At 74.4% G+C, this 14,073-nt stretch carries 13 protein-coding genes; 6 read left to right on the top strand and 7 right to left on the bottom strand.

What is annotated here, in order from left to right; all coding sequences use genetic code 11:
• Positions 1-65: 65 nt before the first annotated feature.
• The 4 genes from AFM16_RS01535 to AFM16_RS01520 are packed head-to-tail and all read right to left on the bottom strand — an operon-like array spanning position 66 to position 4,886.
• Positions 66-1,073, bottom strand: a complete 1,008-nt coding sequence (locus tag AFM16_RS01535; RefSeq protein ID WP_078631822.1) for a Rieske (2Fe-2S) protein — start codon at positions 1,071-1,073, stop codon at positions 66-68.
• Positions 1,070-2,092 carry a phytoene/squalene synthase family protein gene (locus tag AFM16_RS01530; protein ID WP_078631820.1) on the bottom strand — a complete coding sequence of 341 codons (1,023 nt, stop codon included), beginning with the start codon at positions 2,090-2,092 and terminating at the stop codon, positions 1,070-1,072. The genes AFM16_RS01535 and AFM16_RS01530 overlap by 4 nt, the downstream gene beginning before the upstream one ends.
• Entirely contained in the window at positions 2,089-3,642 is a 1,554-nt protein-coding gene (gene crtI / locus AFM16_RS01525) for a phytoene desaturase family protein (protein WP_078631818.1), read from the bottom strand. The genes AFM16_RS01530 and crtI overlap by 4 nt, the downstream gene beginning before the upstream one ends.
• A complete protein-coding gene (locus AFM16_RS01520; RefSeq protein WP_078631816.1) occupies positions 3,639-4,886 on the bottom strand; it encodes a polyprenyl synthetase family protein in 1,248 nt (415 codons plus the stop codon). Before AFM16_RS01520 ends, crtI begins: the two co-directional genes overlap by 4 nt.
• A gap of 202 nt (positions 4,887-5,088) precedes the next feature.
• On the opposite strand from AFM16_RS01520, the gene AFM16_RS01515 reads away from it, so the two are divergent.
• From AFM16_RS01515 to AFM16_RS01500, 4 genes are all read left to right on the top strand, one after another.
• Positions 5,089-5,646, top strand: coding sequence for a sigma-70 family RNA polymerase sigma factor (locus AFM16_RS01515; RefSeq protein ID WP_078631814.1), 558 nt, complete (start codon positions 5,089-5,091; stop codon positions 5,644-5,646).
• Positions 5,647-5,804: 158 nt separating this feature from the next.
• On the top strand, positions 5,805-7,031 hold the full coding sequence (locus AFM16_RS01510; protein WP_078631812.1) for a lycopene cyclase family protein: 1,227 nt from the start codon (positions 5,805-5,807) through the stop codon (positions 7,029-7,031).
• Complete coding sequence (locus AFM16_RS01505; protein WP_078631810.1) at positions 7,028-7,759, top strand: methyltransferase domain-containing protein; 732 nt, start codon at positions 7,028-7,030, stop codon at positions 7,757-7,759. Before AFM16_RS01510 ends, AFM16_RS01505 begins: the two co-directional genes overlap by 4 nt.
• On the top strand, positions 7,756-9,309 hold the full coding sequence (locus AFM16_RS01500) for an FAD-dependent oxidoreductase (RefSeq protein ID WP_107419006.1): 1,554 nt from the start codon (positions 7,756-7,758) through the stop codon (positions 9,307-9,309). The genes AFM16_RS01505 and AFM16_RS01500 overlap by 4 nt, the downstream gene beginning before the upstream one ends.
• A gap of 15 nt (positions 9,310-9,324) precedes the next feature.
• Here the strand turns inward: AFM16_RS01500 and AFM16_RS01495 are convergent, their stop codons facing one another.
• Positions 9,325-10,188, bottom strand: a complete 864-nt coding sequence (locus AFM16_RS01495; protein ID WP_245177598.1) for an endo alpha-1,4 polygalactosaminidase — start codon at positions 10,186-10,188, stop codon at positions 9,325-9,327.
• A 175-nt stretch (positions 10,189-10,363) separates the two neighbouring features.
• Between AFM16_RS01495 and AFM16_RS01490 the strand changes: the two genes are divergently transcribed.
• Positions 10,364-12,142 carry a chitinase gene (locus tag AFM16_RS01490; RefSeq protein ID WP_107419005.1) on the top strand — a complete coding sequence of 593 codons (1,779 nt, stop codon included), beginning with the start codon at positions 10,364-10,366 and terminating at the stop codon, positions 12,140-12,142.
• Between the two features lie 45 nt (positions 12,143-12,187).
• Here the strand turns inward: AFM16_RS01490 and AFM16_RS01485 are convergent, their stop codons facing one another.
• The gene (locus tag AFM16_RS01485) at positions 12,188-12,874 is read right to left on the bottom strand and encodes a DNA alkylation repair protein (RefSeq protein WP_078631804.1); all 687 of its coding nucleotides are present in this window, start codon (positions 12,872-12,874) and stop codon (positions 12,188-12,190) included.
• On the bottom strand, positions 12,867-13,229 hold the full coding sequence (locus AFM16_RS01480) for an STAS domain-containing protein (RefSeq protein WP_370627991.1): 363 nt from the start codon (positions 13,227-13,229) through the stop codon (positions 12,867-12,869). Before AFM16_RS01480 ends, AFM16_RS01485 begins: the two co-directional genes overlap by 8 nt.
• 218 nt (positions 13,230-13,447) lie before the next feature.
• On the opposite strand from AFM16_RS01480, the gene AFM16_RS01475 reads away from it, so the two are divergent.
• Positions 13,448-13,846 carry an ATP-binding protein gene (locus AFM16_RS01475; protein WP_051780089.1) on the top strand — a complete coding sequence of 133 codons (399 nt, stop codon included), beginning with the start codon at positions 13,448-13,450 and terminating at the stop codon, positions 13,844-13,846.
• The last annotated feature ends 227 nt before the right edge of the window (positions 13,847-14,073 follow it).

Raw genomic sequence — 14,073 nt, 5'->3', positions numbered from 1 at the left:
ACGACGGAAACACCGCGTTCGTACGCGCGAGAAGGAGCACCGCCGTGAGGTCGGCGGTCGTCGGCTCAGCCCGGGAAACGGCCCGTCGACCGCAGATGCCAGCGGCGCTCCGCGTAGGCCAGGTCGTCGCGCCACAGGCGTCCTGCGGCGGCCCGCATGAGGGGGCGCAGCACGGGCGACATCCGGCGGGCCACCGCGAACCCCGGGCGGTCCGACGCCGCGACGACCGCCTCCACCACCGCCGTCCGCGGTCTGCCCCGGTCGTCGGAGCCGAGCGGCGTCGCGTGCGTCTCGACCACCGACCCCTGGCCCTCGCCCTCCGTGATCCGCATGACGACCGTCCGCGGCCCGGGCGCCGTGAACACGGCGCGCACCGGCACCACGATCCGCCCGGCGAGCCGGAAGGACACGTCGACGACGAAACCGTCCTCCCCCTCCGCGGGAGTGTCGACGACGGTCAGGTCCACGAAGGAGTACGGGTGGAACCAGGCGCCGTGCCACGGGTCGAGCCGGTTGGCCACGACGTCCTCCGGCTCACAGGTGCCCACAGCGACGTAGACCGCCGCCACCGCCCCCGCGGCGGCCGGCCGCTCCGGTACGGCCGGTGCCGCCAGGGGCGGTTCGCCGCCCGCCTCGTCCAGGCGCACCCACACCAGCACCCCGTCGTCGTACGCCGGCACGGGATCCCAGCCGGCGAACGGCGTGCCGGGCAGGGCGAGTCCGTGCCAGTGGCAGACGAGCGTGCCGCACCGGACCGGGCTGTCACGCAGCGGCGCGCCCAGGTGCGGACAACTGCCCGGTCCGGCGACGAGCCGACCCGCCGCGTCCCGCCAGACGACGATCTCCCGCCCGGCGACCGTCCGCGCGAGGGGCCGGTCGTCGCGCACGTCCCGGGTCGCGCCCACGACGTACCAGTTGCCCGAGGGCAGCGCCCGCGCCCGCTTCAACGCCTCGGCGATCACCGCCGGGCGGGCCTCCCGCCAGGTCGGCCGCTGCCGCTCCCAGGCGACGGGGTGCCTGCGCAGCGACAGCGGAAAGCGGCGGCCCGGGGAGTCGGGACGGTCGGGGCTCACATGACCTCCTCGTGCGGGGACCGCCCGGTGACGACACCCGGGGCCACCGGCGCCGGGACCACCGGCGGCCGGAAGCGTCGTCGTACGCGTGCCGCCGCCAGACGGGCGAGGCCGTCCAGGGCCACCGCCGCCCGGCGGCGCCGGGGCACCACGGCACGGCGGTGCAGCACCGCGTACCCGTCGGCGGCGACCGCGTCCAGGATGCCGCCGTACAGCACGAACGCCGTGCGCACACAGGGGCGTGACACCGGGTCGAGCATCGCGATGCCCGGCTCCGCCTCGCGGTAGACCCCTCGGGTGAGGTCCTCGAACGCCCGCAGTGCCTCGGTGATCCGCGGATCGCGGCGCCCGGTGGCGCGGCTGCGGTACAGCAGCTCCCGGTCGACGCCGTGCGCGGCCAGCAGATCGGCCGGCAGATAGACCCGGCCGCGGTCGAGGTCCTCGCCGACGTCGCGCAGGAAGTTGGTGAGCTGGAAGGCGACGCCCAGCGCGGCCGCGTGCGGGGCGGCCTCCTCGCGCGGGACCACGGTGCCCAGGACCGGCAGCATCTGGAGCCCGATCACCGCCGCCGAACCGTGCATGTACGCGCGCAGGTCGTCGTAGGTCGGATAGTCGGTGACCTTCAGGTCGTCGCGCATGGACGTCATGAAGTCGCTGAAGTGCCGGTGGTCGATCGCGTACCGCCGGGCCGTGTCGGCGAGCGCCAGGACCACCGGCTCGGCGCCGCCCGGCTCCCGCGGCGCGCGCCGCAGCCGGGCGTGGAGCCGGGCGTCGAGGCGGGCGAGGTCGTCCGCGCGGCGGTCGGAGGGTACGTCGGCCTCCAGGGAGTCGACGATGTCGTCGGCCCGGCGCGCGAACCCGTACAGGGCGTGGACGGCGGGACGGCGTTCCACCGGCAGCAGCCGGGTGGCGAGGAAGTACGTCCTGCCGTGCCGGGCGTTGAGCCGCCGGCACCGGGTGTAGGCGTCGCGCAGCACCGGGTCGGTGATGCCGGCCGCGTCGAGTTCACGGGCGGTCATGAGCGCGTTCCTTCCGCTGCGGCCGTCCCGGCACGCGGGGCAGGCCCGTGCCGGGGGAGGGGCGCCCGGTGCCGTCCGGTGATCCGGGCGGCGGCGAGCTTGCCGGACAGCAGGACGGTCGGGACGCCGACGCCCGGGATGGTGCCGCAGCCGGCGAGGACGGCGTTCTCGGTGCCGCGCACCAGATTGCGCGGCCGGAACGGCCCGGTCTGTGTGAACGTGTGGGCGGCCGAGAACGGCGTGCCCGCCGCGTGCCCCTGGGCCGTCCAGTCGGCGGGGGTGACGAGGACCTCCTCGTCCACGGCGTCGGCGAGGCCCGCCAGGCCGCGCCGGTCCAGTTCCCGCAGCACGCTGTCGCGGTAGCGGGGCCCGAGTTCGCCCCAGGCGGCGGCGTCCGGCCCGAGGTCGGTGTTGGGGCAGGGCGCGAGGACGTAGTGGAGGTGGCGGCCGGGCGGGGCGAGCGTCGGATCGGTGGCGGTGGGCCGGGTGACGAGCAGCGAAGGGTCGCTCATCAGCCGCCCGGCGCGGGTGAGTTCGTCGAAGGTGCGGTGCCAGCGCGCGCCGAACGACAGGGTGTGGTGGGCGAGTTGCGGCCAGGTCCGGTCGGTGCCGAGGTGCAGGACGACGGCCGACGGCGCGTGCCGGATCCGCAGCGGACGGCGCGGCGCGCGACCGAGGAGGCGGTAGGAGACCGGCAGGTCGGGGGTGAGGACCACGGCGTCGCACGGCACGCGGTCCCGGTCGGTGACGACGGCGGTGATCCGTCCGGCGGAGCGCTCCAGCCGGACGACGTCCTGGCCGAAGCGCAGGTCGGCGCCCGCCTTCGCCGCCGCGTCCGCCATGGCCCGCGGCAGGGCGTGCATCCCGCCGCGCGGGAAGTACACCCCGGCGACCGTGTCCATGTAGGCGATCACCGCGTACGCGGCGAGGGCGCGCTCCGGCGGCACCCCGGCGTACAGCGCCTGGAAGGAGAAGACGCGGCGCAGCCGTTCGTCGCGCAGATGACGGCCGATGCGCGCGTCCAGCCGCCCGAACCCGCCGAGCGCCGCGAGCCGGGCCAGGTCCGGGGTGAGCAGGGACAGCGGCGAGTCGAAGTCGGCGTCGATGAAACGCCGCATCTGCGCCCGGTACAGCCGCTCCAGCCACTCCCGCAGCCGCCGGTAGCCCGCGGCCTCGGCGCCGCCCGCGAAGCGCTCCACCTCCGCCGCCATCGCCTCCTCCTCGGTGTGCACGTCGAGCCGGCTCCCGTCCGCGAACAGCGCCCGGTAGGCGGGGTGCAGCGGGACCAGGTCGACGCGGTCGCGCAGCGACTCGCCGACGGCGGCGAACGCCTCGTCGGCGATATCGGGCATGGTCAGCACGGTGGGCCCGGTGTCGATGCGGTAGCCGCCGCGCTCCAGACGCCCGGCGCGGCCGCCCGGCAGGGCGTCGCGCTCCAGCAGGGTGACCCGCCGGCCCGCGCCGAGCAGATGCAGCGTGGCGGCCAGACCGGCGAGCCCGGCGCCGACGACCACCACATGATCCGTGCGCCCGGGAACGGTCCTGGTCATCGGACGCTCCCCTCGACGCGGGCGGCCACGAGCGGCGACCCGAGCACGCGTGCGTCCGTGTCGTCCGGCGCGGGCGGCGATCCTGCCGCCGCGTGCAGCAGCCCGCGCAGGCGCCGCCGCCCCTCCGGCTCCAGGCCGGCCGACTCCAGGTGCCGCAGGCCCCGGTCGACCAGCCGGCCGATCCTCGCCTCGACGGTGTCTCGCGCGCCGGTGGCCTCCAGCACGTCCCGCACCTCGGCGAGGCCGCTCTCGGAGAGGTCGGCGCGGCCCAGCGAGCGGCGCAGCACGGCCAGCGCGTGCCGGTCCCCGGCCGCCTCCGCGCGGGCCCGGGCCACCGCCACCAGCGCGGTGGGACGGCCCGCCCGGATGTCACCGCCCACCGGTTTGCCGGACCGCCGCGGGTCGCCGTAGACGTCGACGAGGTCGTCGCGGAGCTGGAACGCGATGCCGACACAGCGCCCCGCCGAGCACAGCGCGGCCCGGCGCGCACCGTCCGCGCCCGCCAGGGCGGCGCCGAGCGCCAGCGGGCGTTCCACCGAGTACAGGGCGCTCTTGAGACAGGCGGCCCGCACGGCACGGGCCACGGAGGGGGCGGAGGCGACCTGGCCGCGCACGTCCAGGTACTGCCCGGCCACCATCTCGGTGCGCAGGGCGCTCCACAGCTCGCGCACGGCCCGCGCGGCGGCCGACTCCAGTTCGACGGCGGCCACGGTGTCGTCCGCCCAGGCCAGGGCGAGGTCACCGGCGAGGATGGCGGCGGCCTCGCCGAACCGCCGCCCGGCAGCGGGCGTCCCGGCGTCGGCGTACTGGTCGGCGACGTCCACGTGCAGAGCGGGCCGCCCGCGCCGCATCCGGGCGCCGTCCATCACGTCGTCGTGGACCAGGGCGCAGGTCTGGATGAGTTCCAGGGCGGCGCCGATCCGCAGCGCGGCCTCCGCCTGGGCGGGCCCGCCGCCGCAGGCGCGCATCGCCCACCACACGAACTGGGAGCGCGTGCGCTTGCCGCCCTCCAGGGTGAAACGGGCGACGCGCGCGGCGAGGTCGCGGCCGAACACCGGGTCCAGAGCGGTGGCACGCGCGACCCGTTCCGCGAGCAGGGCGTCCAGGACGCGTCCCACGGCGGCCGGTACGTCACCGTCGATGATCTCGACGGCTTCGGTACGGGCCGCCGGTGGGAGCCGTGGGGGCGGGGGTGCCTGATCGGCCGCCGGCCGGTCCATCGCCTCGGTGGGGCTGGGGCGCATCCGGTTTCCTCTCGCCGCGGTCGCCTCGGTGTGCCTGACGTCATTACTTCCGCGTCCGGGGCGTTCTCGGATGCGCCATCGGGGGAGAACCCGCGAGAAGTGCGGCAGAAACGACGCAGAGTCGATGCAAGTTGTCCTGCCGTCGGTCCCCTCCGCAGGGTGGGTGAGCCCGGTCCCCGCCACCCGCAGGAGGAGCAGCACCATGACTGACGAGGAACTCGCCGCCGGTTTCGCCGCGGGCGAGGAGACCTGTCTGGCCGCCGCGTACCACCGGTGGGGTGCCCTCGTGTACGCGCTCGCGCGGCGCTCCCTGGGGGACGACCGGGAGGCGGAGGACGTCACCCAGACGGTGTTCCTGGCCGCGTGGCGCGGACGCACCGGCTTCGCCCCGTGGCGCGGCACCCTGCGCGCGTGGCTCGTCGGGATCACCCGCCGCAAGATCGCCGACGCGCTGTCCGCGCGCACCCGCAGGGCCGAACTGGTCGCCGCGGCCGGCGCGCGGATGGCCGTAGGACCCGTCGACCCCGCCGCCCAGCCGGACGCCGTGCTCGACCGCGTCCTCATCGGCCATGAACTCGCCAAGCTGCCCGCGGCCCAGCGCCGCGTGCTCACCCTCGCCTTCTACGACGACCTGACCCAGCCGCAGATCGCCGACCTCACCGGCTGGCCCCTGGGCACGGTGAAGAGCCACGCCCGGCGCGGCCTGCACCGTCTCGGCCGCTGCCTCCAGGGGGACGGCGTACGCAGCGGCGCCGGGTGAGCCCGGGAGACGGCCACACGGGCTCACCCGGCCGACCACCCGGCGGGGCCTGCATCCGCGGAGCCCCTCCGGGGTGAATGCTTCCGACGGGCCATCACTACCGATACGGGCCATCACCACCGATTCCCAATGAAGGCCGTCCACGGAGGGAGCCGCTCGTGCCGCACGCCGAGGTGGCCGTCCTGGGCGCGGGCGCCGCTGGTCTGTCTCTCGCCCACCGGCTCGCGCGGTCCGCCCCCGGCGCCCGGCGGATCTCCACCGTCCTGGTCGACGCCCCGCCGGGCCCGCTCCGCCCGCCGAGCCGCACCTGGTGCCACTGGGAGCGGGGCCCCGGGCCGTACGACGCCGCCCTGACCGCCGAATGGCGGCGCCTGCGCGTGCACGGCCCCGGCGGCGGCCCGCCGGTCGAGGACGACATCGCGCCCCTGCGCTACAAGATGCTGCGCTCCGACGACTTCGAGCACCTCGTCGCCCGCGACCTGGCCCACTGCGACGACGTACGACGGCTGGAGGCGACCGTCGAGTCGGTCGTCGGCGACGCCGACGGGGCCGAGGTCCGGGCCCGCACCGCCGAGGGCCGTCCGGTCACCGTGCACGCCCGCTGGGTGTTCGACTCCCGGCCGCTCACCCGCCTCCCCGCCGCCCGGACCACCCTGCTCCAGCACTTCCACGGCTGGTTCGTCCGTACCCGGCGGCCCGTGTTGGACCCCGACGCGGTCGTCCTCATGGACTTCCGGGTGCCGCAGCCGCCCCGCGGCCTCGCCTTCGGCTACCTCCTGCCCACCGGCCGGCAGGAGGCGCTCGTGGAGTACACCGAGTTCTCCGACGCCGTCCTGCCCCGGGCCGCCTACGAGCGCGCGCTGCACGGCTACACCCGGGACGTGCTGCGCCTGGGCGAGCTGGAGGTCACGGCGACCGAGACCGGCGTCATCCCCATGACCGACGCCCGCTTCCCGCGCCGCCCGGCGCCGTCGGTCTTCCGGATCGGCGCGGCGGGCGGTGCCACCCGGCCCTCCACCGGCTACACCTTCTCCGCCGTCCAGCGCCAGACGCGGGCCGTCGCCGACGCCCTGCGCGACGGCCGCCGTCCGCTGCCCCCGCCCGCCCACTCGGCCCGCTCCCGGGCCATGGACGCGGTGATGCTGCGCGCCCTGGCCAGCGGCCGGGTGGACGGTGCCGCGTTCTTCGCGCGGCTCTTCACCCGGGTGCCGATGGAACGGCTGCTGCGCTTCCTGGACGGCGGGACCCGGCTGCACGAGGACCTGGCCGTCGGCATCCGCACCCCCGTCCTGCCGATGCTGCGCTGCGCGGCGGAACTGCCCTGGCTCGCCCGCACCCCGCACCGCGCACCGGCGCCGCGCACCCCGACCGAGGAGACCGCATGACCCTGCTGCGCGACGAGGACCTGGCCGCCGCGTTCGACCACGCTTCCCGCAGCTACGACACCCTGGTCGCCGCCAACCCCGGCTACCACGGCCAGTTGCGCCGCTCCGCGCGCCGCCTCGGCCTGCCCGACGGCGGCGCCGGGCTGCGCGTCCTGGACCTCGGCTGCGGCACGGGCGCCTCGACGGCCGCCCTGGCGACGGTCCTTCCCGGTGCCGAGATCACCGCGGTGGACGCCTCCGCCGGCATGCTGGAGCGCGCCGCCCGCAAACCGTGGCGGAACGGCGTGACGTTCGTACAGGCCCCCGCCGAGCGCCTGGCCGAGGCGGGCGTGCGCGGCCCGTTCGACGCGGTCTTCGCCGCCTACCTGTTCCGCAACGTCGCCGACCCCGACGCGGTGCTCTCGGCGGTGCGCGACGTGCTGGCGCCGCGCGGGCGGCTGGCGGTGCACGAGTACACGCTCAGTGGCCACGCCGCCCACCGTGCGGTGTGGACGGGCGTGTGCCGAGGGCTCGTCCTGCCCGTCGCCACGCTCCTCGGCGACGGGCGGCTGTACCGGCATCTGTGGCGCAGCGTCGTGGAGTTCGACACGGCGGACCGCTTCGCCGAGCGGGTCCGCGCCGCGGGTCTCCGGGACGTACGGGTGCTGCCCCTGCCGGGCTGGCAGACCGGCATCACCCACACCTTCGTCGCCCGCCGCCCCGGCACCGAGGCGGAGGGCGGCCGATGACCCGCGCGCGGCGGCCCGACGTCCCCCGCCGCGGCCGGGACCGGCGCGCCCGCGTCCTGCTCCCCGCCCCCGGCGCCCCGCGCGTCCCAGGCGGCCGTCCCGCGACGACCGCGGTCGTGGGCGGCGGTATCGCCGGACTCGCGGCCGCGACGGCCCTCGCGGAGAGGGGCGTACGGGTCACGCTCTACGAACGGGAACCCGCCCTGGGCGGGCGCCTTTCGGGTCGGCCGACCGTGCTGTCCGACGGCAGCACGGTCACCATGAGCCGCGGCTTCCACGCGTTCTTCCGCCAGTACTACAACCTGCGCGGGCTGCTGCGGCGCACCGATCCCGGCCTCAGCCGTCTGCGCGCCCTGCCCGACTATCCGCTCCGGCACGCCGACGGCCTCCACGACAGCTTCCGGCACGTGCCGCGCACCCCGCCGTGGAGCGCCCTCGGGTTCGTGGCCCTGAGCCCCACCTTCGGGCTGCGCGACCTCCTCCGGATGAACCCGGTCGCCGCCCTGCCGCTGCTGGACGTCCGGGTCCCCGAGGTCTACACGCGGCTCGACGGCGTCAGCGCGCACGACTTCCTCGGGTCGATCCGCTTCCCCGAGGCCGCCCACCATCTCGCGTTCGAGGTGTTCTCCCGCAGCTTCTTCGCCGATCCCCGCCAACTGTCGGCTGCGGAGATGGTGTTGATGTTCCACATCTACTTCCTGGGCTCCGCCGAGGGCCTCCTCTTCGACGTGCCCGACGAGCCCTTCCCCACCGCGCTCTGGGACCCCCTCGCCCGCTATCTGCGCGGCCACGGCGCCGACCTGCGCACCGGAACGGCCGTCGACACCGTCGAACCCACCGGGGACGGCGGCTTCCTGGTCGCCGCCGGGACGGAGGAACGGCGCCACGACACCGTGGTCCTCGCCCTGGACGCGGCCGGTCTCGGCTCCCTCGTCGCCCGCTCCCCGCGCCTGGCGGACGCCGCGTGGCGCGCGCGGACGGCCCGGCTGCGCGCCGCGCCGCCGTTCCTCGTCTCCCGCCTGTGGCTGGACCGCCCGGTCGCCGCCGACCGCCCCGGCTTCCTCGGCACCAGCGGCTACGGCACCCTCGACAACGTCAGTGTGCTGGAGCGCTGGGAGGGCGAGGCGGCGCGCTGGGCCGCGCGGACCGGCGGCTCGGTCGTCGAACTGCACGCCTACGCCCTGCCCGAGCGGGCGGCCCCCGACGTCGAACGGAAGCGCCTGATCGAGCAGTTGCACCGGGTGTACCCGGAGACCCGCACGGCGACGGTGGTGGACGAACGGCACGAGTGGCGCGCCGACTGCCCCCTCTTCCCGGTCGGCGGCTACGGCGACCGGCCCACCGTACGCACCACCGACCCCGGCCTGGTGGTGGCCGGCGACCTGGTCCGCACGGGGCTTCCCGTGGCCCTGATGGAACGCGCGGCCACCAGCGGCTTCCTCGCGGCCAACGCGCTCCTGGAACGCTGGGGAGTGGCGGGCCAGACCCTGTGGACCGTCCCCGACCGAGGGCGGAGCGCGCCGCTGCGCGGGCTGGCACGCCTGGGCTGACCGCGCCCGGGCGCCTCAGCAGGTCCGGAACACGTACTCCTCCGACCCGCGAGGCGCCACGTCGAGATCCCTTTGCACGACGGCGAGTTCGGAGCCGTGACCGGCGCAGGCCCGCCGGAAGCCGCCGTCCCCGTACTCGATCACGAAGACGCGGTTCGCGTACGCCTCGGCGTAGGCGCCGCACTCGTCGTACTGGCCGCACTCCTCGGCGACGGCGAAGTCGAAGCCGATCTCTTTGCGGTCGGGCAGCAGGTCGGTGGTGTTCTTCTGGCCGACGGCGAGCCCCGCGGTGTGCGCCCGGTCCGCCAGGAGCTTCGCGAAGGCCGCGTTGTGCGCCTTGGTCAGGCCGCCCGCGGAACGCTCATAGGAGTCGAGATTGTCCAACTCCACGGCCTGGAAGCCGCTTTCGGCGCAGCCGTCCACCCACGGGCCGACCACGTCGGAGAGCCGGGCGCGCTTGTCCTCCGTCGACGTGTCGAGCAGCGCCTCGTCCCAGTCCTCGTCGATCACCGGACGCCTGCCCTTGTCGCGAAGGATCAGGTCGGGGTGGTTCTCCTCCCACCAGTCCAGCGCGTCGGGCTGTGCCTGGAACGCGTTGACATAGCAGACGTTGTAGAGGCCCCGCGCCGGCTCGGCGGACCGGTCGCGCGACACGGCCGTGACGCCCTTCGCGGGCGGGTACGGGCGCCCGATCTGGTAGTCGAACACGGCGTCGGCCGCGGGGAGTTCGACCTTCGACGCCGACTTCGGGGCCGGGTCGTCCGCGAAGGGGTTCGTCAGCGCCAGACCGACTCCGAGGGCGGCAGCGACGACGACGGCGGCCCCCGCGACGACGACGCCCCTGCGGCGGAGGAAGGGGAGAGCGGACTGCTTCGGCACACGGACTCCTGCACGAGATGCGTTCGGACGCCACCCATTGTCCGGGAGAGCGGCCGCGCACCGCCCGTGGCCGCGGGAGGTCTTGACAACCGGATTGGTCTGGACCAAATTGAGCGGACTCCACACTCCAACCACCCCCCGCCCGGAGGCACTTGTGGACCGCTTCAGACCTGTCATGGCCCTGCTCACGGCTGTCGCACTGGCCGTGCCGGGCATCACCGCGCTCTCCACGGCCGCCCACGCGGCCGATGTCGACCTCGCCCGCAACGGTGGCTTCGAGGCAGGGCTCGACGGCTGGACCTGTACGGCCGGAAAGGCCGTCAGCAGCCCGGTGCGCAGCGGAAGTTCGGCCCTGCAGGCCACCCCGGCCGGCAGCGACCACGCCCAGTGCTCGCAGTCGGTCACCGTGCAGCCGAACTCCGAGTACACGCTGACCGGTCATGTCCGCGGCGCGTACGTCTACCTCGGCGCCTCCGGCACCGGGACCACCGACGTCTCCACCTGGACCCAGTCCGCCCCCGACTGGCAGCAGCTCAGGACCACCTTCCGCACCGGCGCCTCCACCACCCGCGTCACCATCTACACACACGGCTGGTACGGCACCGGCGCGTACTACGCCGACGACGTCTCCCTGGTCGGACCCGGCGCTTCCACCGGCCAGCCGCCCGCAGCGCCGACCGGACTGAGCACCGGCACCGTCACTTCCTCCAGCGTCGCCCTGTCCTGGACGGCGTCGAGCGGCGCGACGAGCTACGCGGTTTACCGTGACGGCGCCAAGGTCCAGACGGTCAGCGGGACCTCGGCCACTGTCACCGGCCTGTCCGCGTCGACGGCGTACAGCTTCCAGGTCTCCGCCCTGAACGACGCCGGGGAGTCCGCCAAGTCGGCCGCGGTGACGGCGACGACGACCACCGGCACGGGCGGCGGCGGATCCGGCGACCTGCCCGCCCACGCCCTGGTCGGCTACCTCCACGCGAGCTTCGCCAACGGCGCCGGCTACACCCGCCTGGCCGACGTCCCCGACAGTTGGGACGTCATCGACCTGGCCTTCGGCGAACCCACCTCCATCACCTCGGGCGACATCCGCTTCACCCGCTGCCCGGTCACCGAATGCCCGAACGTGGAGAGCGACGCCGACTTCAAGGCCGCGATCAAGGCCAAGCAGGCGGCCGGGAAGAAGGTGCTGATCTCGATCGGCGGCCAGAACGGGCAGGTGCAGCTCACCACGACGGCGGCCCGCGACACCTTCGTCTCCTCCGTCTCGAAGATCATCGACACCTACGGTCTCGACGGCCTCGACGTCGACTTCGAGGGCCACTCGCTGTCGCTGAACGCCGACGACACCGACTTCAGGAACCCGAAGACACCGGTGATCGTGAACCTGATCTCCGCGCTGAAGACCCTGAAGGCCAAGTACGGCTCCAAGTTCGTCCTCAGCATGGCCCCCGAGACGTTCTTCGTGCAGATGGGCTACCAGTTCTACGGCACCGGTCAGTGGGGCGGCCAGGACCCGCGGTGCGGCGCCTACCTCCCGGTGATCCACGCCCTGCGGGACGATCTGACCCTGCTGCACGTCCAGGACTACAACTCCGGCCCGATCATGGGCCTCGACAACCAGTACCACTCCATGGGCGGCGCGGACTTCCACATCGCCATGACCGACATGCTGCTCACCGGCTTCCCGGTGGCCGGCAACGCGGGCAACGTCTTCCCGCCGCTGCGCCCGGAGCAGATCGCCATCGGTATGCCGGCGTCCACCAACGCGGGCAACGGCCACGTCAGCCCGGCCGAGGTCACCAAGACCCTCGACTGTCTGACGAAGAGGACGAACTGCGGCTCGTACACCACGCACGGCACCTGGCCCGCCCTGCGCGGTCTGATGACGTGGTCGGTCAACTGGGACCGCTTCGCGGGCTGGGAGTTCCAGCGCACGTTCGACAACTACTTCGGCTGACGGGTGAGGTGAAGTGAAGTGAGGTGGCGGACCGGCCGCCGGGGGTCACGCCCCCGCGCGGCCGGTGCGTCGTCGTACCATCTCGTCGATCCAGACCGGCGCGTACGGGGACGTGCACCCCGGGGACGTCGGATAGTCCTTGAGGACCCCGAGACGTTCGCCGATGGCGAGCGCGCGGGCGCGGTGCTCCGGGTGCTCGATGCCGATCTGGGCGAGGCAGTGGTTCATCGCCCACTGGAGGCGGTCCGGGGCGTCCTTCATCTCCGCCTCGATCACCGTGAGCAGTCCCGGGAGGTCCAGGCCCTCCGGCTTCTTCGCCACGCGTTCGGTGGTCAGGGCCCAGCCGGCGCTCGCGACCACCGGGTCCGGGTCGGCGGTCCAGGCGAGGCGCAGTTCCTCGGCGTGCGGGCTCTTCTTCACCACGTAGTTCACGAGCCAGTCGTGCACCTTGGGCGCGCGGGCCTCGCGCAGCATGCCGTCCAGCCCGGCCCGCTCGAACGCCTTCGGGCGGCAGATCAGGAGGGCCAGCAGCCGGGCCGCGGTGTCGCCCGTGTCCCAGAGCCCGACCGCGAGGTCCTGCTGTGTCTTGAGCCGCTTGGCGAGCGCGCGCAGCTTGCCGAGGTTCACGCCGTGATCGTCGCCGTGGCGCTCGTTCACGGCCCGCGCCTTCGGATCCTCGAGCGCGGCCAGCTCGGCCATCACGTCGGCCACCTCGACGGCGTGCTCAGGCATGTACGGCCCGGTCGACGGTGGGGTGGCAGGGGATGAGCGCGTCCACACCCACCAGGCCCAGCAGACGCCGTACGGACTCCTGGGCGCCGGCGATGCGCAGCCACCCCTGGGCCCCGGTCACCCGCTGATGGGCGGCGATGAGGACGTTGATCCCGCTGGAGTCCATGAAGGTCACCCCGCCGAGGTCCACCACGATCCGCGGCGGCACCGCGTCCTCGCAGCGCAGCGCCTTGGTCAGGAGGTCCTTGACGGCGTGGTCGATCTCGCCCCGCACGGTCACCACGCACACCCCGTCGACCACCGCGGGCTCGGCCGAGAACTGGTCGGACCGGTCCTCTCTCATGTTGTCGGTCACCGTCTCCTCGACTGTGCTCGGGCTTGCCCGGTCGGGCGTGCGAGGGCGATTCTGCCCCACTGGCGCGGCACAATGCACGGAAACGGCTGTGCCGAACGACACCCCGTGTGGCATGCATGACGCCGTCGGGGGTAGGCGCGCGCGAAGGGGGAGCGGGGGCGAGGAACTTGGGAGTCGACGTCGACGGTGACGACTGTGACGGGCCGGACGAGCCCATGATGCGCGCCGGCTATGCCCTGAGCGGGGACGACGGCTGTATCGCCGACGCCCGCCACCACGCCCGCGCCTTCCTGGACCGGGCCCGCGGCGACCTGCGCCTGACCGTGCCCGCGCGCGCGATGGACCTCACCCAGCTCGTGGTGAGCGAACTGGTCACCAACGCCCGCAAGTACGCCCCGGGCCCCGTCCTGATGGAGCTGCGGATCACGGCCGACGGTGTGGACATCGTCGTCTGGGACAGCGACCCCACGGTCCCCGCGGCCCGGACCGCCGATCCGGGCCGTATCGGCCAGCACGGCCTGGAGATCGTCGAGGCGGTCACCGAGGGCCTGTTCATCGAACAGGAACCGGTCGGCAAGCGCATCACGGCCCGGATCTCACTGGCCGACGACGCCTGACGCGTGCCGGCGGGCGAGGTACGGCTCGGGCGCTACGCGAAAAACCGCAGGTGGCGGGCGTGCGGGATACCGAACGCATACCGAACGCATATGCGCGGTGTACGTGAGGGCGGAAATGTCCAGGCGGCCGGGCTTCGCGCGCCCCGATGTGCGCGTTGAATGCGCTCTGTCGACCGGAGCCGGCCGTCCCTTACCTTCACATCGCAGGGCAAAAAGCGGTCAGCCTA

Source organism: Streptomyces antibioticus (genome assembly GCF_002019855.1).
GTDB lineage: Bacteria > Actinomycetota > Actinomycetes > Streptomycetales > Streptomycetaceae > Streptomyces > Streptomyces antibioticus_B.
The sequence above is the reverse complement of the archived record's forward strand: the minus strand, read 5'-3'. Positions and strand labels throughout refer to the sequence as shown.

Bases quoted from the DNA above. Each gene is read 5' to 3' on its own strand.
- AFM16_RS01515 (WP_078631814.1), top strand. From the start codon at position 5,089: ATGACTGACGAGGAACTCGCCGCCGGTTTCGCCGCGGGCGAGGAGACC.
- AFM16_RS01490 (WP_107419005.1), top strand. From the start codon at position 10,364: ATGGCCCTGCTCACGGCTGTCGCACTGGCCGTGCCGGGCATCACCGCG.
- AFM16_RS01530 (WP_078631820.1), bottom strand. From the start codon at position 2,092: ATGACCGCCCGTGAACTCGACGCGGCCGGCATCACCGACCCGGTGCTG.
- AFM16_RS01475 (WP_051780089.1), top strand. From the start codon at position 13,448: ATGCGCGCCGGCTATGCCCTGAGCGGGGACGACGGCTGTATCGCCGAC.
- AFM16_RS01500 (WP_107419006.1), top strand. From the start codon at position 7,756: ATGACCCGCGCGCGGCGGCCCGACGTCCCCCGCCGCGGCCGGGACCGG.
- crtI (WP_078631818.1), bottom strand. From the start codon at position 3,642: ATGACCAGGACCGTTCCCGGGCGCACGGATCATGTGGTGGTCGTCGGC.
- AFM16_RS01485 (WP_078631804.1), bottom strand. From the start codon at position 12,874: ATGCCTGAGCACGCCGTCGAGGTGGCCGACGTGATGGCCGAGCTGGCC.
- AFM16_RS01520 (WP_078631816.1), bottom strand. From the start codon at position 4,886: ATGCGCCCCAGCCCCACCGAGGCGATGGACCGGCCGGCGGCCGATCAG.
- AFM16_RS01505 (WP_078631810.1), top strand. From the start codon at position 7,028: ATGACCCTGCTGCGCGACGAGGACCTGGCCGCCGCGTTCGACCACGCT.